The 18,324-nt window shown below is 69.0% G+C and carries 22 protein-coding genes, 1 tRNA gene and 1 pseudogene; 23 read left to right on the plus strand and 1 reads right to left on the minus strand.

Features of this window, described 5'->3' with window-relative positions; all coding sequences use genetic code 11:
• The first annotated feature begins 317 nt into the window (after window positions 1–317).
• From BQ7391_RS05170 to BQ7391_RS05245, 16 genes are all read left to right on the plus strand, one after another.
• Complete coding sequence (locus BQ7391_RS05170) at window positions 318–1,028, plus strand: CpaB family protein (RefSeq protein ID WP_200799583.1); 711 nt, start codon at window positions 318–320, stop codon at window positions 1,026–1,028.
• Window positions 1,025–2,275 carry a nucleotide-binding protein gene (locus tag BQ7391_RS05175; RefSeq protein ID WP_075279623.1) on the plus strand — a complete coding sequence of 417 codons (1,251 nt, stop codon included), beginning with the start codon at window positions 1,025–1,027 and terminating at the stop codon, window positions 2,273–2,275. The genes BQ7391_RS05170 and BQ7391_RS05175 overlap by 4 nt, the downstream gene beginning before the upstream one ends.
• Window positions 2,276–3,610 (plus strand): TadA family conjugal transfer-associated ATPase, encoded by a 1,335-nt coding sequence (locus BQ7391_RS05180; protein WP_075279625.1) that lies wholly within the window; start codon window positions 2,276–2,278, stop codon window positions 3,608–3,610.
• Window positions 3,577–4,518, plus strand: coding sequence for a type II secretion system F family protein (locus BQ7391_RS05185; protein WP_075279626.1), 942 nt, complete (start codon window positions 3,577–3,579; stop codon window positions 4,516–4,518). Before BQ7391_RS05180 ends, BQ7391_RS05185 begins: the two co-directional genes overlap by 34 nt.
• A 196-nt stretch (window positions 4,519–4,714) precedes the next feature.
• Complete coding sequence (locus BQ7391_RS05190) at window positions 4,715–5,161, plus strand: type II secretion system F family protein (protein ID WP_235858623.1); 447 nt, start codon at window positions 4,715–4,717, stop codon at window positions 5,159–5,161.
• 29 nt (window positions 5,162–5,190) lie between these two features.
• On the plus strand, window positions 5,191–5,388 hold the full coding sequence (locus tag BQ7391_RS05195) for a Flp family type IVb pilin (RefSeq protein ID WP_075279627.1): 198 nt from the start codon (window positions 5,191–5,193) through the stop codon (window positions 5,386–5,388).
• Complete coding sequence (locus BQ7391_RS12340; RefSeq protein ID WP_075279628.1) at window positions 5,385–5,816, plus strand: hypothetical protein; 432 nt, start codon at window positions 5,385–5,387, stop codon at window positions 5,814–5,816. Before BQ7391_RS05195 ends, BQ7391_RS12340 begins: the two co-directional genes overlap by 4 nt.
• Entirely contained in the window at window positions 5,816–6,010 is a 195-nt protein-coding gene (locus tag BQ7391_RS05205; protein ID WP_129583917.1) for a hypothetical protein, read from the plus strand. Before BQ7391_RS12340 ends, BQ7391_RS05205 begins: the two co-directional genes overlap by 1 nt.
• 1 nt (window position 6,011) lies before the next feature.
• Window positions 6,012–6,530, plus strand: coding sequence for a TadE/TadG family type IV pilus assembly protein (locus BQ7391_RS05210; RefSeq protein ID WP_075279629.1), 519 nt, complete (start codon window positions 6,012–6,014; stop codon window positions 6,528–6,530).
• A 25-nt stretch (window positions 6,531–6,555) separates the two neighbouring features.
• Window positions 6,556–8,517 carry a hypothetical protein gene (locus BQ7391_RS05215; RefSeq protein ID WP_235858624.1) on the plus strand — a complete coding sequence of 654 codons (1,962 nt, stop codon included), beginning with the start codon at window positions 6,556–6,558 and terminating at the stop codon, window positions 8,515–8,517.
• Window positions 8,517–8,993 carry a hypothetical protein gene (locus tag BQ7391_RS12345; RefSeq protein WP_075279631.1) on the plus strand — a complete coding sequence of 159 codons (477 nt, stop codon included), beginning with the start codon at window positions 8,517–8,519 and terminating at the stop codon, window positions 8,991–8,993. Before BQ7391_RS05215 ends, BQ7391_RS12345 begins: the two co-directional genes overlap by 1 nt.
• On the plus strand, window positions 8,994–9,350 hold the full coding sequence (locus tag BQ7391_RS05225; RefSeq protein WP_200799584.1) for a DUF192 domain-containing protein: 357 nt from the start codon (window positions 8,994–8,996) through the stop codon (window positions 9,348–9,350).
• A gap of 14 nt (window positions 9,351–9,364) precedes the next feature.
• Window positions 9,365–9,901, plus strand: coding sequence for an FHA domain-containing protein (locus BQ7391_RS05230; RefSeq protein WP_075279632.1), 537 nt, complete (start codon window positions 9,365–9,367; stop codon window positions 9,899–9,901).
• Window positions 9,902–9,905: 4 nt separating this feature from the next.
• A complete protein-coding gene (locus BQ7391_RS05235; protein ID WP_075279633.1) occupies window positions 9,906–10,481 on the plus strand; it encodes an MPN domain-containing protein in 576 nt (191 codons plus the stop codon).
• Window positions 10,465–10,716 carry a hypothetical protein gene (locus BQ7391_RS05240; RefSeq protein WP_075279634.1) on the plus strand — a complete coding sequence of 84 codons (252 nt, stop codon included), beginning with the start codon at window positions 10,465–10,467 and terminating at the stop codon, window positions 10,714–10,716. The genes BQ7391_RS05235 and BQ7391_RS05240 overlap by 17 nt, the downstream gene beginning before the upstream one ends.
• A 97-nt stretch (window positions 10,717–10,813) precedes the next feature.
• A tRNA-Phe gene (locus BQ7391_RS05245) sits at window positions 10,814–10,889 on the plus strand.
• A gap of 78 nt (window positions 10,890–10,967) precedes the next feature.
• On the opposite strand, the gene BQ7391_RS05250 is transcribed toward BQ7391_RS05245, so the two are convergent.
• Entirely contained in the window at window positions 10,968–11,312 is a 345-nt protein-coding gene (locus BQ7391_RS05250) for an acylphosphatase (RefSeq protein WP_083662116.1), read from the minus strand.
• Window positions 11,313–11,432: 120 nt separating this feature from the next.
• Between BQ7391_RS05250 and BQ7391_RS05255 the strand changes: the two genes are divergently transcribed.
• The 7 genes and pseudogenes from BQ7391_RS05255 to BQ7391_RS05280 all read left to right on the plus strand — a co-directional run bounded on the left by BQ7391_RS05255 (window position 11,433) and on the right by BQ7391_RS05280 (window position 18,302).
• Window positions 11,433–13,442: a subtype A tannase gene (locus tag BQ7391_RS05255; RefSeq protein WP_075279635.1), complete on the plus strand. Its 2,010-nt coding sequence runs from the start codon at window positions 11,433–11,435 to the stop codon at window positions 13,440–13,442.
• Between the two features lie 119 nt (window positions 13,443–13,561).
• A pseudogene (locus tag BQ7391_RS12665) lies at window positions 13,562–13,960 on the plus strand (branched-chain amino acid transport system II carrier protein); the annotation flags it as partial.
• A gap of 157 nt (window positions 13,961–14,117) precedes the next feature.
• Window positions 14,118–14,873 carry a branched-chain amino acid transport system II carrier protein gene (locus BQ7391_RS12670; RefSeq protein ID WP_268874297.1) on the plus strand — a complete coding sequence of 252 codons (756 nt, stop codon included), beginning with the start codon at window positions 14,118–14,120 and terminating at the stop codon, window positions 14,871–14,873.
• A 25-nt stretch (window positions 14,874–14,898) separates the two neighbouring features.
• The gene (locus BQ7391_RS05265) at window positions 14,899–15,600 is read left to right on the plus strand and encodes a peptidylprolyl isomerase (RefSeq protein WP_075279636.1); all 702 of its coding nucleotides are present in this window, start codon (window positions 14,899–14,901) and stop codon (window positions 15,598–15,600) included.
• A gap of 244 nt (window positions 15,601–15,844) precedes the next feature.
• On the plus strand, window positions 15,845–16,345 hold the full coding sequence (locus tag BQ7391_RS05270) for a CarD family transcriptional regulator (protein WP_075279637.1): 501 nt from the start codon (window positions 15,845–15,847) through the stop codon (window positions 16,343–16,345).
• 139 nt (window positions 16,346–16,484) lie between these two features.
• A complete protein-coding gene (locus BQ7391_RS05275) occupies window positions 16,485–16,787 on the plus strand; it encodes an ACT domain-containing protein (RefSeq protein ID WP_075279638.1) in 303 nt (100 codons plus the stop codon).
• Window positions 16,788–16,847: 60 nt separating this feature from the next.
• Window positions 16,848–18,302, plus strand: coding sequence for a citrate synthase (locus BQ7391_RS05280; protein ID WP_075279639.1), 1,455 nt, complete (start codon window positions 16,848–16,850; stop codon window positions 18,300–18,302).
• Window positions 18,303–18,324: the final 22 nt, after the last annotated feature.

Here is an 18,324-nt window from a genome sequence, read left to right on the forward strand (position 1 = left end):
GCTGCCCTTGACGCGATGGGGGAGCTCTCGGCGCGGCCGCCACGTCCCCAAAACACCGCGAGGCGAGAAGAACGACGATGTGGATGAAATCTCGCCAAATTGAGGACGCCGTGTGAAGGCGTCTTTTTGTACGCCGGTTCGAATAACTTATGTCAACCAAACTGCGCTGCGGATTGATGCGCTTCGGTCAGCTGGCCGTCAGCGAATGGTATGACGCCGGACGAGGTATCTCCGAACGAGGGGGTGGGCTGGCCCCATGGGGCGGAGAATCCCCTCACACGCCTTGGCTCGAAGTTGAGGACGGGAAGGGGGTTCGGATGAGGCGACGGTTCAGATTGATGGTCTCGGGTGCCTGCGCGCTCGTTGCGGCGCTGGTTTGCGGGGTCTATGGGCAGCACGTTCGCGACGAGGCGGAGCGCGTGAGAACGGAGGCGCTCGAGCGCTACGGAGGCGAGGTCGTGAGCCTCCTCGTTGCCCCGAACGGCCTCGAGGCGGGGGAGGTTGTCGACAGGCAGAACGTCGTCGAGCGGGACTGGCTCGCCGACCTCGCCCCAGAGGGGGCGGTCGTCGGTATCGACGCGGTGCTGGGCGAGGAGGTGACGGTCCCGGCCGCGGCGGGGGCTCCGCTCACCGAGCTCAACTTCCGCGACAGCGAGGACGCGATCGACGTCCCCTCGGGGCGCGTCGCCCTGTCGATTCCGGTGACGGAGGACCTGGGGCTGCCATCCTCCGCCGCCGAGGGAACGACGCTTGCCGCCTATGAGGTCACCGACTCGGGGGTGAGCCTTCTTGCGGCCGACCTCACCGTGCTTCGCGCGCCCGGCGAGCATGCGTCGGTGGGCTCGCGCGGCGCGGTCACGCTCTCGGTGTCCCCTGACAGCGTGGCGAGCATCCTCGCGGCGAGCGCGGAGGGGAGCCTGCGTCTCGCCCTCCCTGCCGACGACGCGGAGGGGCTCGGGACGGGGGCGGAGGTCGTTCGGCCGGAGGCCGGGGCTGAGCAGGAGAAGTCCGCCGCGGAGGCGGCATGAGCGAGTGGGTCGCCGTGTGCGACGAGAGGGACTACGAGCTGATGGGCCGCGTCGCGCGTTCCTTGGACGCCTCGGCGGAGATGGAGCTCGTCGGAACCCCTGATGCGCTGAGAAGAACGGTGTTCGAGGCGGTCCCCGGCGAGCTGGGCGTGATCGTCGGCCAGGTTGACGGTGGCGTGTCCGACGTGAACCTTGCCGCCGCGATCGCCCACGACGGGAACGCCCGACGGGTCGTGCTCGCGCGCCATGGGGTCTCGGGCTCGCTGCGCTCCCGTGCGGCCCGCGCTGGGATAGACGACGTCGTGGACCTCGACGAGGGCGACGGCGGTCCGGGAGATGGCACGTCTGCGGGCGATGGGGGTCGCTCGGCGCAGAGCTCTGATTGCCCTCCCGGGCCGTCCGCGCGCCTGTCTCCCGGGAGAGGGGGCGCCGCGGTGCTGACGTTTTGCTCGGGTCGCGGCGGTGTCGGGAAGACTTCGATCGTGGCCGCCTTCGCCGCCCAGGCGCAGCGGTGGGGGATGAGGACCCGCATGCTCGACCTCGACCTCTCCTGCGGGAACCTGTTCAGCTGCTTCGGCCTGCCGAGGGGCACCGACCTCTCCCGGCTGGTCGAGGGCGGGGACCTCGAGGGGTCCGGGGCGGGGTCGTGCGTCACGGTGACGCCCCTGCTGGGGCTTGCGGGGCCCTGCGAGAGGCCGGAGTCCGCCGAGCTCGTCTCGCCTCATGTCGCCGAGCTCGTCTCTGGGCTCGCGAGGGGGTGTGACCTCCTGCTCGTTGACACGTCGACGACGCTCACCGATGCGGTGGCACAGGCTGCCCAGCTTGCGGACCGGCTCGTCATCGTCTCTGACGACCGGCCGGGGGGCACGGCGGCGCTCGCGCGCGTGGGCGGCCTTGCGGTGAGGCTTGGCGTCGCCCGAACGCGCATCGCTCGCCTCGAGAACAGGGCGAGCCCGCGGAGGGGGACCGACCTCGCCCTGGGACGTGCCGAGGTCGGCCTTGAGGTCGCGCGGGTGTATCGGGCCTTTGACGGAGGGGGCGAGGCTGCGGACCTCCTTGACGAGGGGCTCGCGCTCGAGCTCCCCGATTCGGGAGGGCCCTTCGCGGAGTCGGTCGCCATCTCGCTCGCGCAGCTGCTTGCGGAGCTTGGGAGGCTGCCGACGTGCGAGGAGGCGGCGCGCGCCGCGGAGGGGTCGACGACGCGCCGTCGGCCGGTCCTGTTTGGTCTGTGGAGGGAGGCGAGATAGATGTCACTCCTTGAGAGGGTTCGTGCCGTCGGGCCCGAAGCCGGCCTAGGGGGTTCCGAGGCAAGGGACCTGAGGGAGGCCCGCCGCGGCCTCAAGGCGGCGCTCGTCGAGCGGCTCGGCCTCGCCGTCATCGCGGGGATGCTCTCGTGGGAGGACCCCGGGAGGGCGCGCGACGAGCTGGGCGTGGCGCTCGACGCGATTCTCAACACGCAGGACTTTGGCTCCCTTGGCCCCGACGAGCACTCCCTGCTCTCGCGGCAGATACTGGACGAGGTCTGCGGGCTTGGGCCCATCCAGCCGCTGCTGGAGGATGACGAGATAACCGAGGTCATGATCAATGGCTGCGACGCGCTGTTCTACGAGCGCGAGGGGGAGCTCCACGCGGCCGACACCGTCTTCGACTCCCCCGAGCAGATCATGATCGTCCTCGATCGCATCCTCGCGCCTCTCGGGAGGCGCCTCGACCGAGCGAGCCCCCTCGTGAGCGCCCGACTCGCCAACGGCGACCGCGTGAACGCCGTGGCGTCCCCCGCCGCGATCGACGGCCCGGCGGTCACCATCCGCAAGTTCTCCGACCGCATCCGCACGCTGGGGCGCCTGGTGGAGCTGGGGTCCGTGCCGGGATGGTATGCGACGCTCCTCTCCTGGGCGGTGAGGGCACGCGCCTCGATCGCCGTTGCCGGCAGCACGGGATCGGGCAAGACGACGCTGCTCAACGCGCTCTCCTGCGAGATACCCCGCGGGGAGAGGATCGTGACGATCGAGGACTCGGCGGAGCTTCGCTTTGACGCCCATCCCAACGTGGTGCGCCTCGAGGCACAGGATGCCTCCATCGAGGGCGTGGGAGAGGTGACGATCAGGGACCTCGTGAAGAACTCCCTGCGCATGAGGCCCGATCGCATCGTCGTGGGGGAGGTGCGCGGCGAGGAGTGCGTTGACATGCTGAACGCCCTCAACACGGGGCATGACGGCTCGCTCACCACGCTCCACGCCGGCAGCGCCGAGGAGGCGGTCCTTCGCCTCATCCTCATGGCCAGGTTTGGGATGGACCTGCCGACGGCCCTCATCGAGGAGCAGATAGCCACCGCCATCGACCTCGTCGTCATGATGAGGCGCCTCGTTGACGGAAGGCGCGTCGTGACGTCGATGACGGAGGTTTCGCGCGGGGAGGACGGGGGCGCCCTGCTTGAGGAGTGCGTTCTCTTCGACCGGTCCGACCACTCGTGGCGCCTCGTTCGGGAGCCGGCGTTCGTGGGAAGGGCAATCGATGACGGGGTGCTGGACGAGGGGGAGGTGAGCAGATGGAGGGAGTGCTTGTCCTCGGGGTCGCGCTGATGACATTCCTGGCGACGCTCGTCCTCGTGCCGGGAGGGGGCGAGGGGGACGTCTGGTCCCCTGGCCGTCTTGCGCGGCGCGCAGGTCACCGCGCGGCACGGCTCATGAGGCGCCTCGGCGAATCGGCGATGGTCTCCCTGCTGGTCGGGACGGACGTTGGACGGAGGCTCGCGCTCGAGGCGAGCTCCTCGCGCGCGGCGATTGCGCTCGGCGTCGGCCCCGAGGGCTCGCTTGCCGCGCTCCTCTGCGCGGGGGCGCTCGTCTGCGCGCTCTTCGGGCTGCTCCTCGCCTCCCCGCTCGCGTGTCCCGTGGCGGGGCTCGCGCTGGTCGGAATGTGCGTGTCGCGCGACGCCGCGAGGGGGAGGCGCCTCAGGCGCGAGGTCCTCGGCGCCATGCCGGGCATCTACCGCACGCTCGCCGTTGCCATGGGCTCTGGCCAGACGCTCGCCCAGGCGGTCGAGTACGTGGGGGCGCACGAGCGCGGCCCGGCCTCGGCGGCGTTTGCCCGCATGTCGCTCCGCCTTCGATGCGGGATGGGTACCGAGGAGGCAGTCGAGGCGCTTTCGGGAGAGCTGGACGTGCCGGGTGCCGAGCTGCTCGCGACGGCCCTCGTCATCTCCCATCGGACGGGCAGTCCCCTTCGAGACCTCCTGGTCAGGTCGGCTCGACTGGCCGAGCGCCAGGGCGAGTTCGAGCGGCTGCTCTCGGTGAAGACCGCCCAGGTGCGGCTCTCCGTGAGAATCGTCTGCCTCCTGCCCGCGATTATGGTCGGGGTGCTGACGCTGCTTTCCCCGGACTTTCAGAGAGGGCTTCTCACGCCCGCCGGAATCGGGTGCACCTGCGCGGCCATGGCGCTCGACGGGCTCGCGCTCGCGATCATCCGCCGGATGATGAGGGGGGTGCTGTGACATGGCCCCCGAAGACCTTGCTGCCCCGGCGGTCGCCGCTGCGCTCTGCGCCGCCGCCGTGTTGGCGCTTCCGGACGGGGCGACGGTCCGGCGGCGAGGGAGACGCCCGGGGTTCCTCGGGCGAGTCGAGGACCTCGTTCGGTCGATTCCTCCTGTGCGCCGCGCCCGGTTGGCGGGCACGAGGGCGCGAAGGAGGGTGGAGTGCCTCGCCGAGCTCCCGGTCCTTCTCGACGTGGTGACGCTCGGCCTCTCGGCAGGGCTCTCCTTCGACTCGTCACTGGAGCTGTACTGCGAGCGGTGCGCGAACGAGCTCGCGCGGTCTCTCGAGGGTGCGATGCTCAGCTGGCGCATCGGCGTCGCGGAGAGGGAAGAGGCGCTGCTCTCGCTTGCGGAGGAGCTCGACCTCGCGCCGCTCGGCCGTTTCGCCGCGGTCGTGGGAGAGTCGCTCGCCTTTGGCGCGCCGCTCGCCGCCGCGCTCGAGCGACAGGCGCGGGCGATGCGCGACGAGCAGCGCTCCCAAGTCGAGGAGGAGATCGAGAAGGTCCCGGTGAAGATGCTCGTCCCTCTGGGGACGCTCATCGTCCCCGCGATGTTCCTGGCGATACTGGGCCCGCTCCTCGGGTCCGCGGTGGTGGTCGGCTAGCGCCGAGCTCTAGGAGAAAGGAGAGGGAAATGATCAGAAGAGGTAGGGAGCGGGGCGTGGTCGCACGCGCGCGTGCGCTCGTGCGAGACGAGGCGGGGCAGGGGACGACCGAGTACGCGATCCTGGTGGGGGTCCTCGTGGTCCTGGCCATCGTCGCGATCATAGCGTTCCGTGACCGGGTGGCAGAGCTATGGGACGCCATCGCAAGTGGGATCAACTCGCTGTGAGGCGTTCCCGCGCCGGCAGGGCGGCGGCCCTCGTGGCCCTGGCGTGCGCGCTGGGGGCGACCGCCCTGCTGTGGGCAGGGGCGGGCGGCCCTTCCGTGGGGGAGGCCGCTCGGGAGAGTGCGTCCGAGGATGCCAAGGGGGCGCTGCCCCCGAGCTCCGACATCCCGGCGGAGGCGCGGGTGACGAGGTATGAGAGCGGGCGGTCCGTCGTGGACGAAGGGGCGAGTGTGCTGGAGGGCTATCGGTCGCGCGGGGACTGCGTCCTCGCCCACGCGGGATACATCGATCTGGCGGGGAGGGTATGGGCATGCGTTGTGCAGGGAGCGGGTTGGGCGGAGGTGTGCGTGGTTCAGGAGGGCGCGCACGGCGGGTGCGAGGTCGTCTCGTGGCGCATGGACGCAGGCGACGTCGATGCCGGGAGTCGCTGATGCGGTCGAGCTCCGGCCAGTCGACCCTCGAGTACATGCTCGTCCTTCTCGCCTTCATGGCCATGGTCTGCGCGCTCGCGCTCGTCTGGCATGCGGCGCGTGACGGGAGGCTGCTCGCGCTCGCCACGGGGGCGGCGTCACATGGGACGGACCAGGGGGCGGTCGCGCTCCTCAAAGACGTGGCGGCGTTCTGAGATGGGGCGCGAGCTCTCGAGAAGCGGCCAGTCGACGGTGGAGGCGGCGCTGCTCATTCCCGTGACGCTCACCGTCGTTGCGCTTCTCGTGCAGCCGGCCTGCGTCCTGTACACGAGGTCGGTGATGTCGGCTGCGGCCTACGAGCTCGCCCGCGTGGTCTCCACGAGCCGAGGGTCTGCCGACGAGGTGCGAGCGTACGCGCTAAGGAGGCTCGCGGCGGTTCCCGAGGTGCCGCTGTTCCACGAGGGCGGTCCCGACGCGTGGGAGGTCGTCGCGGGGGGCCCGGACGACGCGGGGCACGTGAGCGTGTCGGTCGAGGGGCGCGTGAGGCCGCTTCCGATCCTCGGGGCGATTGTGTCCGCGCTGGGAACGGCGGAGGGCGGCACGGTGGTCGTGCGGGTCGAGGTGAGCTGCGACCTGCGGGCGAGCTGGATTGGGGGGAGCTATGACGAATGGGTTGGCATCTGGGGCTGGGCCACGGCCGGGACTCGCGCCCGTCCTCGGTCTCTTCAGGGATGACGAAGGGGGGTTCACGACCGTCGCGGTGGCGGTCTCCCTCGTCCTCAGCCTGTCCCTCGTCTTCGCGGCGGCGAGCGCCACATGGGTGGCCGGGCGTTCCTCGGAGGTGCAGCGCGTGGCGGACGCCTGCGCCCTCGCGGGGGAGAACACGGTCGCGGCCTTCTCGACGGTCGTCCAGGTCATTGACGTGTGCGTGCTTAGCATGGGGCTCGCGGGCGTCATCGTGCTCGGGGCGGGGCTCGTGGTCTCGTGCGTGCCCGGCCTTTCCGCCGCGGGGGCTGAGGTCACGTCTGCGGGTGGGAGGATTTTGGAGGCCCGGAGGTCGTTCGCGTCGAGCGCGGGGGAGGGAATCGAGCGTCTCGAGACGACGCTCCCGCTGCTGATCGTGGCCAACTCGGCGTCATGCGTCGAGGCGAACGAGGCGGGTGGCGTCTCGTACACGGGATGCGCGATTCCGTTTCCCACCGAGTCGCGCTCGGATTTCTCTGCTCTTGAGGCCGATGTCGACGAGGATGAGCTCGTTGAGCTCTCCGGCCAGATGCAGGAGGTCTCCGACGAGGTCGACGTGGCGCAGAGACGCGCCGACGAGGCGAAGGAGCGAGCGTGGCGGGCGGACTGCGTTACCGAGCCCTATTGCCTGTGGGAGCGCGCGGCCTCCCTCGCGGGGCTTGGAATTGGGGAGAACCCTGACTATCCGACGGTGGACGGCTGGACCTTCGGGGTCCCGCTTCTGAGGGCGCGTGCCTACTATGCCGCGCGCTTGGCCTCTGCCCACGTTGGGGGCTCCGGGGCGGAGGAGATGACGGATTCCGCCTGCCGGCGCGCGTTCTACGAGTACGCCCTCGAGGAGGTGCGGTCTGGCTCATATGAGGAGCACGCTGACGGAACGGTGAGCGTCGACCTCCCGAGCCTCCCGAGAAACGCCGAGCAGACGCGCGGGACCAGGCTCTACACCGACGCCATGTGGCCGTGCAGCGTCGAGGGGGGCGTGCGCACGCTGCACTCGTCCACGCTCTGCCCGGGCGCCGGGGGCGCGCCGTCCGGAAGCGCGTCGCTCGCGGACGCTGAGGCGGGGTCTGTCGCCACGTGTGACCAGTGCCGCATGGACATCGGTGACATGGGGCGCGTCGCCTCGGCGTCGACGTCCATTGCCAACGGGTTCGAGCATCACTGGCGCATCATCGTCGAGGCGTCGAGGGACTACGAGGCGGCGCGGCGCGACGAGGCTGCGGCGGAGGCGCGACTGCGGGGTCTTGCTGAGCAGGGGGAGGGAGCGTTCGAGCGCGCGCTCGAGGAGCTCTCCGTCGCCCGGCCCACGCTCTGCCCTCCCGGCGCATGGGGGTGCGTCGCAGTGGTCGCGCGCTCGGGTTCGAGCGTTCCCCCGGAGCTGACCGCGTCGTTCCTCTCGTCCGCGGAGCTTCCCGAAGGCGTCGCCGTGTCCGCGGCAGCGCTCGCCCCGGATGATGCCACGGCGGAGAACAACGTGCTCTCGAGCTTCTTTGACTCCCTTGGGGCGAGCGAATCGGCCCTCGGCGGCGCGCTCGACGGCGTGACGGAGCTCTGGGGGAGACTGCTCGTGGGCTACGGCTCGGCGTACGAGAGCGTGGGGAGCGCCGGGTCGGAGTTCCTCGGCGGGCTCGATGGGGTGCTCGGCGGGAGCGTGGGCTCCTGGCTGCGGGAGCGTCTCGAGCGGGTGCTGCGCGCCGCGGGCTTCGAGCCCGTTGACATGCGCCTGAGAAAGCCTGTGCTCACCAACACGCAGGACGTGCTCGACCAGGCGGGTCTCGAGCGAATCTCGACGGTTCGCTCGCTCGTGAACGCCCTGCCCGACTCGGGGTCCGCCTTCGACCTCGCCCGTGCGGCCGGCCTCTGGCTCGTGGACGCTGTCGGGGAGGACGAGTTCACCCTCGCCGAGATTCCCGTCCCGGGGACCGGCCTCTCCATCCCGCTCACCATAGACCTCTCGAGGATGGGAGGTGGCTCGTGATGCCCGGGCGTGCGCGCCGGGGGCTGGCGGCGCGTGGCCAGATGACCGTAGAGCTTGCGGTCGTCGTGCCCGCGGCCATCGTCGTGGCGCTCATCGTGCTCAACCTCATGTGGTTCGTCGAGGCATGCGCCGCGTTCGACCAGGCCGCGCTCGACGCCGTCGTGGCGCACGGGGTCTCGCCCGCGGGGGAGCAGGAGGGCTCTGCCGCCGTCGCGCAGGTCACGGCCGCGCTCGAGCGGGCGATGGGCAGGGAGGGCACCTGCGAGGTGGAGGTGAGCGCCCAGGTGGTGTCGGGCGGGGGAGAGGCTGCCCCTCTCGTTGTCTCCCCCTTTCTCACGCGCTACACCTGCACGCTCGTCTACCGACCGTGGCCGCGGCTTCTGCGGATGCCCGGCGTGACGTACGAGGCGCCCCTCGCGCTCCGGCATGAGCGGGAGCTCGTCGTCGACCGCTACCGGCCAGGGGTGGTGGTCTGAGTGGGCGTCGTGAGGGTGCGCTCTGACGAGAGGCCTTGGCTCTGCCACGAGCTTGTGGTGCTCTCGACGTGGGCAGAGAGGCTTCGAGGGCTGCTCGGGACGGACGAGGGTGCGGCGCCGGTGATGCTCCTTCGATGCGGCTCCGTCCACACGTTTGGCATGAGCTACCCAATCGATGTCGCGTTTGTCGGCGAGCGGGGGGAGGTTCTCGAGGTCCGCAGAGGGGTCGGCCCGGGGGAGTTCCTGTCGAGCCCCGGCGCCGAGTGCACGATCGAGCGCCCGGCGAATGGGGGACGGTGGGTCGAGGAGGGGGAGCATCTGTGGGTCGTCTCGCTCTCCGTGCCACCCGCCACATAGCGAAGGAGGAGACGATGGGACTGACGAGAGGCGCGCGGGGGAGCTACGAGACCAAGTCGTGCCCCCGCTGTGGCGCCGAGCTCTACGCGGACATGGGCGTCTGCTACGGATGCCTCTATGACTTCACCAGGGACGCGGGGCATGCCCCCGGAGCCCTGCCGTCACTCGCGGGGGCGGCGCCCTCGCCTGACGATCTCGGAGGCGACACGGAGGACCTCTCCGTCGCGGCGTCGCTCGCGCAGCGGAGAGGGGCGGAGGTCGGGGTCGTTGTCCGCACGGCGTCGGTCGACCTCTGGATCCCCGTCTCCGGGTGCGGGACGTCTGTGGGGAGAGACCCGTCGAACGACGTCGTGCTCCATTCGCTCGCCGTCTCGCGACGCCACCTGCACATGGCCCCGACGCCGGATGGCATGGAGGTCGAGGACCTGGGCTCCAAGAACCCCGCCACGTATCGGGGGAGGGACGTCTCCGGTCGCATCGTCGTCCCCTACGGGGACGAGATAGACCTCTGCGGATGCCGCCTCGTCATGACCGGGCCCGAGGCATCGTAGCGACATGTCGGAAGAGGCGCCGTGGCGCGACGAGGGAACACGCAGGGAAGTTGACTTCGGACGAGTCGGCGGCAAGTCGTATCGGGCGCTCGTGAGGCATGCGGTCGGCGAGCGCGCCGCGGATGCCGTCCTCGAGGGCATCAGGAGGATGCTGCGTCATCGCAGCGGAACGCCATACGAGGACCTCTACGTCCACGACATGCGGGACGGCTTGCTCGTGGGAAGCGTCGTAAAGGCCCGGGCGCCAAAGAGGGTCGAGTTCACGGAGGGGCTGGCGAGGGCGACCTCGGCGGCCGTGGACGATGGGGCCAAGATCGTCATCGTCCACAACCATCCCGACAGCTTTCCTCCGTCTGCGGCAGACATACGCAGCCTCATCGCAAACCGCGCGCGGCGCGGCATCATCGCCTGCCACGACGGGAGCCTGTACGTCTTCGAGGTGGTCGGCAATCCCGTGCCCGGGTATAGTATTGATGATGCAACAATTCGGATGCTCTCGCAGCTGCGTGGCGGGAACGAGCCTGATTTGCTGAGGGGTTACGAGGAGAGTCTGGGGGTGCGAGTTGAGCATCTACGCTGAGGTTAACCGCAGGTTCCACGAACTGTATTGCGGTGATGATGACCGCAACGAGTTCATCGAGATTCTCGAGAAGATGCCGCCGGAAGACCAAGGGCTCTGGCGGATGGAGGCGGAGTTCGAATTCTCCTATCGCGCCGGTCGAGGCGGCAGGCCCGGTTATGCAGAGGATGCCGAGCGCGCCATCATGGAGCGCTTCGCCGACGAGGAGGCGGCGCGCTCGGAAAGGGCGGCGTAGCCCCGTTCTTCTCGCCCGCCCCTCTCTCCTGTGGAGGCGCTGGAAAAAAGTCTTTGACATGCCGGGCGAGTTTGGTATAGTAATTCCCGCACCAAATGGCTGGGTAGCTCAGTTGGTAGAGCAGGGGACTGAAAATCCCCGTGTCAGGGGTTCGACTCCCTTCCCCGCCACCAGAACTTTCGCAGGTCGGAGGCCATGTGTCTCCGACCTGCTTTACTATCGGCACAAACCTCGCGCGAGGGGGTCACCCCCTAGTAGCGCACCTCGAAATCGGTCTCGTCGGGGACGAGGGGGATGTCCTCGCGCTCGTCGACCGTGTAGCTGATGGGGTAGCGCCGATACGCCTCGAGCATGCGCGAGAAGAACGCGCCGACGTGCGCGGCGGAGCCCTGGATCTCCGCCGTGACCGACCCGTCGCGCTCGTTTCTCACCCAGCCCGTGAGGGAGAGCTCGCGGGCGACGCCCATCGAGGTCCAGCGGAAGCCCACGCCCTGGACCTGCCCCACGAAGCGCAGGCGCAGCCTGCGGGCGTCATCGGGGAGCGGGGCGGCCGGGGCCTTCTCGGTCTGCTCCGACCTGCGTCTGAAGTTGAACATGACGCCTCCTCCCTGCCGTGGCTGTTCTGAATTGGTGTTCGCCCACGACGCGCGGCCGCGCCGTCGGGCCGTTGCTTACAATAGTAGCCGCGAACGAACGCCCGCGCACAAGGAGGAACGATGGGCTGTACAAGAAGAGAGTTTCTCGCGCTGGCCTCGGCATCTGCCGCCGTTGGCCTTGCCGCCTGCACCCCCGAGGCGCAGCCGTCCGAGCCCGCCGCCCCGGAGGAGCCCGGCGAGAAGAACCCCGACGTCGACCTCTCTAAGTTCGAGTCGCTCTCCATCGACGCCTCGAAGTGGCACTACGACGAGGACAACGACGTCTACTACCAGCTCGGTCTCACCTACTGCCTCTCCCCGGCGACCGAGACCTACGAGTCGCTCGCGATCTTCGTTCCCGGCGCCTACTTCACCGCCGAGAAGAAGGGCGACACCTACGCCTGCGCCGTGAACGAGAAGGCCGTGGTGGGCAGCTTCACCCCCGCGACCGCGCCCATCCTCATGCCCATCAACACCGGCACGCTCTCGGCCCAGATGAGCCCCACGGTGTATGGCTACGAGGGGCTCGCCCCCTACCTTGAGGCCGGCTGCATCTATGTCTACGCGGGCTTCCGCGGCCGCTCCGCCGGGTACGACACCGCCTCGGGCTCCGACGAGCTCTTTCCGGGCGGCTCCCCTTGGCCGGTCGTCGACCTCAAGGCGGCCGTCCGCTACCTGCGCTACAACGCCGGCGCCCTTCCGTGCGACGCGAGCCGCATCTTTGTCTTTGGGTTCTCGGCCGGCGGCGGCGTGAGCGCCGTGCTCGGCTCCTCGGGCGACGCGGCTGAGTTCGCACCCTACCTCGACTCCATCGGCGCCGTCACGCACGACGCCGAGGGCAACGCGGTCTCCGACGCCATCGCGGGAAGCGCCTCGTGGTGCCCCCTCACCTCCTTCGACGTTGCCGACGCCGCCTACGAGTGGGGGGCCGGCCAGTACGCGAGCGCCGACACCCGCGCGGAGGGTACCTGGACCCGCGCCCTCTCCCAGGACCTCGCCGCCGCCTACGGCGCCTGGGTGAACGAGATGGACCTGCGCTCCGCGGAGGACGAGCAGCTCACGCTCGACGAGACGGAGGCGGGCATCTTTGCGATGGGCTCCTACGCGAGCGCCCTTCTCGGCAACATCGACGACGCCGCGACCTACTTCGTGCAGAACACGGCGTTCCCGTACACCTATACCCCGCAGCGCCTCGAGGAGCCCACGTTCCCTGGTGACCCTAACCTCGTGGCGACCCGCGCCTCAGAGGCTGCGGCTCAGTCCGCCACGTCGACGCCACAGGCCGAGGCGCAGGCGGACGGCACGGGAGAGGCCCCTGCGGACGGCGGGGCCGGGTCGGACCCCGAGGCTGAGGCCGAAGCCGGCGCTGACGAGACGGCTGATGCCGCTTCCGCGACGTCGTCCACGAGCGCCGCGAGCGCGCTCACGGGCGTGGCGCAGGTCCAGTCGACGATCTACGACTCTGCCCAGAATTACTTTGCGGCCCTCAACAACGAGGGCTGGTGGATCAACTACAACCACCGCTCCCAGAGCGTCTCGGTGGCGAGCCTGCGCGACTTCTCCGTCAACCTGCGCCCGGCGAGCCTGCAGGCGTCCCCCTTCGACCTTCCCAACCGCAGCTCCCGCACCAACCAGCTCTTTGGCATCGGCGAGGAGTCGACCCTGCACTTCGACGCCATAGCGGCCGAGCTCGTCGCGGCCAACGTCGACGCGTACGCCGCGTGCGAGGGGTGGAGCTCCGAGTACGAGGCCGCTTGGGAGGAGGACCTCGAGAAGGTTGACGCGCTCGAGACCGACATGGCCACGCGCGTGTCGATGATGAACCCGCTCTTCTGGCTGAGCGGCCACTATGCGGGCTACGGCCAGGCGTCCGTCGCCCCGCACTGGCGCGTCAATGAGGGCCTCTTCGACACCGACGCCCCGCTCGGGACCGCCGCTAACATCGTCTTCGCGCTGCGCATGTACGACGGTGTCGCCGACGTCTCCTACACTCCCGTCTGGGGCCAGGGGCACGTCCTCGCCGAGAGGGCGGGCTCTGCGACGTCCAACCTCGTCGAGTGGGTCGTCTCCTGCTGCACGGCAGCGCAGTGATGGCACAGGACTCGCAGGTGGCCTCCACGCCTGTCGTCGCGCGGGGCGAGAGGGACGGTCTGCCCGTTCGCTCGCTTGCCCCGCGTCAGACCCTGTCCGTGGGCATCACGCTCTTCTCGATGTTCTTCGGTGCCGGCAACCTCATCCTGCCGCCGCTCCTCGGTGTCCAGGCGGGCTCGGAGGGGCTGCCGGCGATTCTCGGCTTCTTCGTCACGGGCGTGGGCCTCCCGGTGCTCGGCATCGTTGCCGTCGCGCTCTCCGGCACCCTGCGCGACCTCGCGACACGGGTTCACCCGACCTTCGCCCGGGTCTTCGTCGCCCTCGTCTACCTTTCCATCGGCCCCTGCCTCGCCATCCCGCGCACGGCGTCGACGGCCTTCGAGATGCTCGCCCCGCTGCTTCCCGAGGGGGCGTCGCCAGAGCTTGCCCGCCTGGCGTTCTCCGTGGCGTTCTTCGCCGTCGCGTACGTGCTCGCCCTGCGCCCCGGACGGCTGACGCGCCTGCTCGGGCGCGTCACCGGGCCCGCGCTGATCGCGCTGATCGTCGTGGTGGTGGCAGGTGGCGCAGACGTTCCTGACCTGCGTGTTGCAGATCGGGCAGACCACGAAGTCGCGGTCGATGGGGGCGCCGCACTTGGGGCAGATGCCGTAGTGGGAGAGCTGGTGCGCCCCGGCCGTGGCGGGCTTCCTCACGGGCTACCAGACGATGGACCTTCTCGCCTCGCTCACCTTCGGCATCGTGATAGCGACGAACGTCCGCGCCCTCGGCGTCAGCGCACCTCGCGACGTCACGCGAGCGGTGTGCGGCGCCGGTGTGATAGCTGGCGTCCTCATGATGGCGGTCTACGGAGGTCTCTGCGTGGTGGGATACGAGCTCTCCGCCGATCTCGCGACGGTCACGAACGGCGCCGTCGTCATCACCGCCTCGGCCTCGGCGCACTTTGGCATCGCGGGGACTGCGATCGTGGCGGCCATCTTCCTGCTCGCGTGCCTGAACGTCTGCATTGGCCTCATCAGCTGCTGCGGCTCCTACTTCGCCGAGGAGCTTCCGAGCGTCTCGTACCGGGCGTGCGCGCTCGCCTTCGCGGTCTTCTCGTGCGCGGTCTCAAACCTTGGGCTCGACGCGATCATCTCGTTCTCCGCCACCCTGCTCGGCGCGCTCTACCCGCCCGCCATCGTGCTCGTGGCCATGGGGCTGCTGCGCCGCCGCTGTGACGCCGTGCCGGCGGTCTGGCCCTGGACGGTCGGCGTTACGGTGGCGGTGAGCGTGGCCGAGGCCCTGCGCGACGCCCTCGCGCCTGCCCTCGCGCTTCCGCTCGACGCGCTGCCGCTCGCGGGCATGGGCCTGGGGTGGGTGCTTCCCGCCCTGCTTGCGGCCGCGCTCTCGTCCGCGCTGTCCGTCCTGCTCCGGCGTCGCCATGCGCGCGCCTGACCCGGTCCCTCGTGAAAGGCTGACCATGACAAGACCAAGAAGATGCGTCCCCGTCCTTCTCGCCCTCGTCGCCGCGCTTGCGGTCTGTGCGCTCGTGCTGCTGCCCGGCTGCTCGTCGGGGGACTCCCCCGCGGGGGAGGGAGCCTCCGAGGCCCAGGGCTCAGCCAGCCAGGGGGCCGCAGGCCAGGACGACGCCTCCTCCGACCTCGATCCCGATGACCCCTACGCGACGGGCGTCCATCATGCCACCATCGAAGTCGAGGGCTACGGCACCATAGAGGTCGCCCTCAACGCCAACGTTGCGCCCATCACGGTATCCAACTTCTGCCACCTGGCGGAGCAGGGCTTCTATGACGGGCTCACGTTCCATCGCATCATTGAGGGCTTCATGATCCAGGGAGGCGACCCGTCGGGCGACGGCACGGGCGGCTCCGACGAGACCATCAAGGGCGAGTTCTCGGCCAATGGGGTGGGCAACAACATCCCGCACGTCCGCGGCACCATCTCTATGGCCCGCTCGTCCGACTACGACTCGGCGAGCTCACAGTTCTTCATCGTCCAGGACACCTCAGACTCGCTTGACGGGCAGTATGCCGCCTTCGGCAACGTGACCTCGGGCATGGAGGTCGTCGACGCCATCTGCGCGAACACGCCCGTGGAGGACTCGAACGGGACCGTCGCCCCTGAGAACCAGCCCAAGATCGCCAAGATCTCCATCGTCGACTAGGCAGGTCGTGCCTGGGCGGCGGGCTGTGGGCAGATGATGGCCAACAGGGCCGTTTATCTGGCTAAAGCCCGCCGCCCTCGCTCTTCTCACGCCGTCTATTCCGAGCATAGGCCTCCGGTAAGGAGAGTGTAAAAAATAAACTAATCTACTGATATATACGTAGTAATGCAATAGTATTTCCGCAAACGGTACAAAAAAGCATCTTTTCGTGCTATACTCCTAAGAACACGAAAGGAGCATGCATATGTATGCCGTTGGAGACTACATCGTTCATCCCGGTCAGGGCGTCTGTCAGGTGAAGGATGTGACGGAGAGTCCCAATGCGCTCTACCAGCTGCTGCCTATCGGACAGCGGCATCCCGTCCACATCAGCTTCCCCGTGGCGAGCGAGGACCGTCTGCGCCCGGTGCTCACGCGCGACGAGGCGGAGAAGATCATCGACGACTATCCCCGCATGCAGCTCGATGACTTTGCCGCCCGCAGCATATCCCTCGAGGAGGAGCATTTCAGAAACGAGATTCGCACCGGGACGTGCCGTGACTCGGTGAGGATCGTGAAGACCTTCCGCGCGCGGATCGAGGGCCTCTCGCAGCGCAACAAGAAGCCCCCTGTGGCCTATGAGCGCATTCTCAAGCAGGCGGAGGAGCGCTCCCGACTGGAGATGTCCGTGGCGCTCGGGTGCGCGCCCGAGGACGTTGCCGCCCTCTTCGAGCGTCGCTCGGAGGACGTCGCGGCTCAGAACTAGCCCGCCGGTCGCGGCCCGCCCTTCTCGCCGCGCGCCGCCGCGGAGCGTTTCCGTTTGCGGTCAACCTCATGTGTTCGCTGTGAGGTCCCATGAGTCGCTCCTACAATGAGAGGACGCAACGACGTCTCGAGGAGGACACATGACGACTGACAGCACCGCGACCGACCAGGCCGTCGGTGGGCGCGCCATCATCACCGTTCTTGGCAGCGACCGTCCGGGCATCGTCGCGGCCGTGGCGGGCGCGCTCTCCGAGCGTGAGGCGAACATCTTGGACATCTCGCAGACGATCCTCCAGGGGACCTTCACGATGACGATGCTTGTCGACCTTGCCGGCGCGGAGTTCTCGGAGCTCAAGTCGACCCTCGACGCCCTTGCGGAGCGCCTTGGCGTCCAGATCAACCTCCAGCGCGAGGAGGTCTTCAAGTTCATGTACCGCCTGTAGCGGAAGCCGAGCTAGGGGCAGGCCCTCGTGGCCCCGGCTCACGGAAAGAGAGGTCTGCCCATGATTCGCATTCCCAAGGGGGCCGGATGGCCCGTCCTCACCCCGCGCGAGACGTCCGCCTTCGAGCACGTGGCGGACGTCTACCCCATGCCGTCCGCGGGCGTGGAGCTCACACGCGACTCCGAGCGCCTCTACCACGGATACGAGTCCGTGGACGTGGTCCCCTCCGAGCTCTATGAGAAGTACGACGTCAAGCGTGGCCTGCGCAACGCTGACGGGTCGGGCGTGCTCGTGGGCCTCACGACCATTTCCAACGTGCACGGCTACAACCGGACCGACCATGGCGTCGAGCCCGATGACGGCGACCTGATCTATCGCGGCTACAGCGTGGGCGACCTCGTCGAGGCGGCGCAGCGCGAGGACCGCTTTGGCTACGAGGAAGTTGCGTACCTGCTGCTCACGGGCTCGCTGCCCACCCGTGCCGAGCTCGACGACTTCAGGGCGCGCATTGACTCGCGCAAGCAGCTCCCCGAGGGCTACCTGCACATCTTCCCGCGTGCAACGTACAGCCACAACATCATGAACGTCCTGCAGCGCGCGACGCTGCTCCTCTACGCGTTCGACCCCAACCCGGACGACACCTCGCCCGAGCATGAGATCGACGTCGCGCTCTCGCTGCTCGGTCGTTGGCCGCGCACGGCCGCCGTCGCGCACGCCGCCCATGTGGCCGAGCAGAACGACGAGCGCCTCATGGTCCCGCCCATCCGCGAGGGCTACTCGATGGCCGAGACCGTGCTCGACGTCCTGCGCAGCGACGAGGGCTTCTCGCACGAGGAGGCCATGCTGCTCGACGTCATGCTCATCCTGCACGCCGAGCACGGCGGCGGGAACAACTCCACCTTTACCACGCGCGTGCTCTCGTCCTCGGGGACCGACGCCTATTCCGCCTATGCGGCCGCCATCGGCTCGCTCAAGGGTCCCAAGCACGGCGGTGCCAACTACAAGGCCGGCGACATGATCGAGGACGTTGCGGACCACGTGCGCGACTGGTCCAACGATGACGAGGTGGCGGACTACCTCGCCAAGATCCTGCGCAAGGAGGCCTTCGACGGCGCCGGCCTGCTCTATGGCCTCGGTCACGCGGTCTACACCAAGACCGACCCGCGCGCCGAGATTATCCGCGGCTACGCGCGCCGTCTCGCGGAGGAGAAGGGGCAGGTCGAGAAGCTGGACCTCATCGCCAGCATCGAGCGCCTTGGTCCCGAGGTCATGCGTGACGTCCGCGGCATCAACAAGCCCATCAGCACCAACATCGACATGTACACGGGCTTCGTCTACTCGATGCTCGGCATTCCGCAGGACCTCTTCACGCCGATCTTCGCGATGGCGCGTCTTGCCGGCTGGGCCGCTCACCGCATGGAGGAGCTCTACGGGGCCGGCCGCATCATCCGGCCTGCCTACAACTCCGTCATGCCCAACTCGGGCGAGTACGTGCCGCTTGCGGAGCGCGGCTGAGGCCCTGGCCTTTCCGCAACAT

Source organism: Thermophilibacter provencensis (assembly GCF_900128445.1).
GTDB classification, from domain to species: domain Bacteria; phylum Actinomycetota; class Coriobacteriia; order Coriobacteriales; family Atopobiaceae; genus Thermophilibacter; species Thermophilibacter provencensis.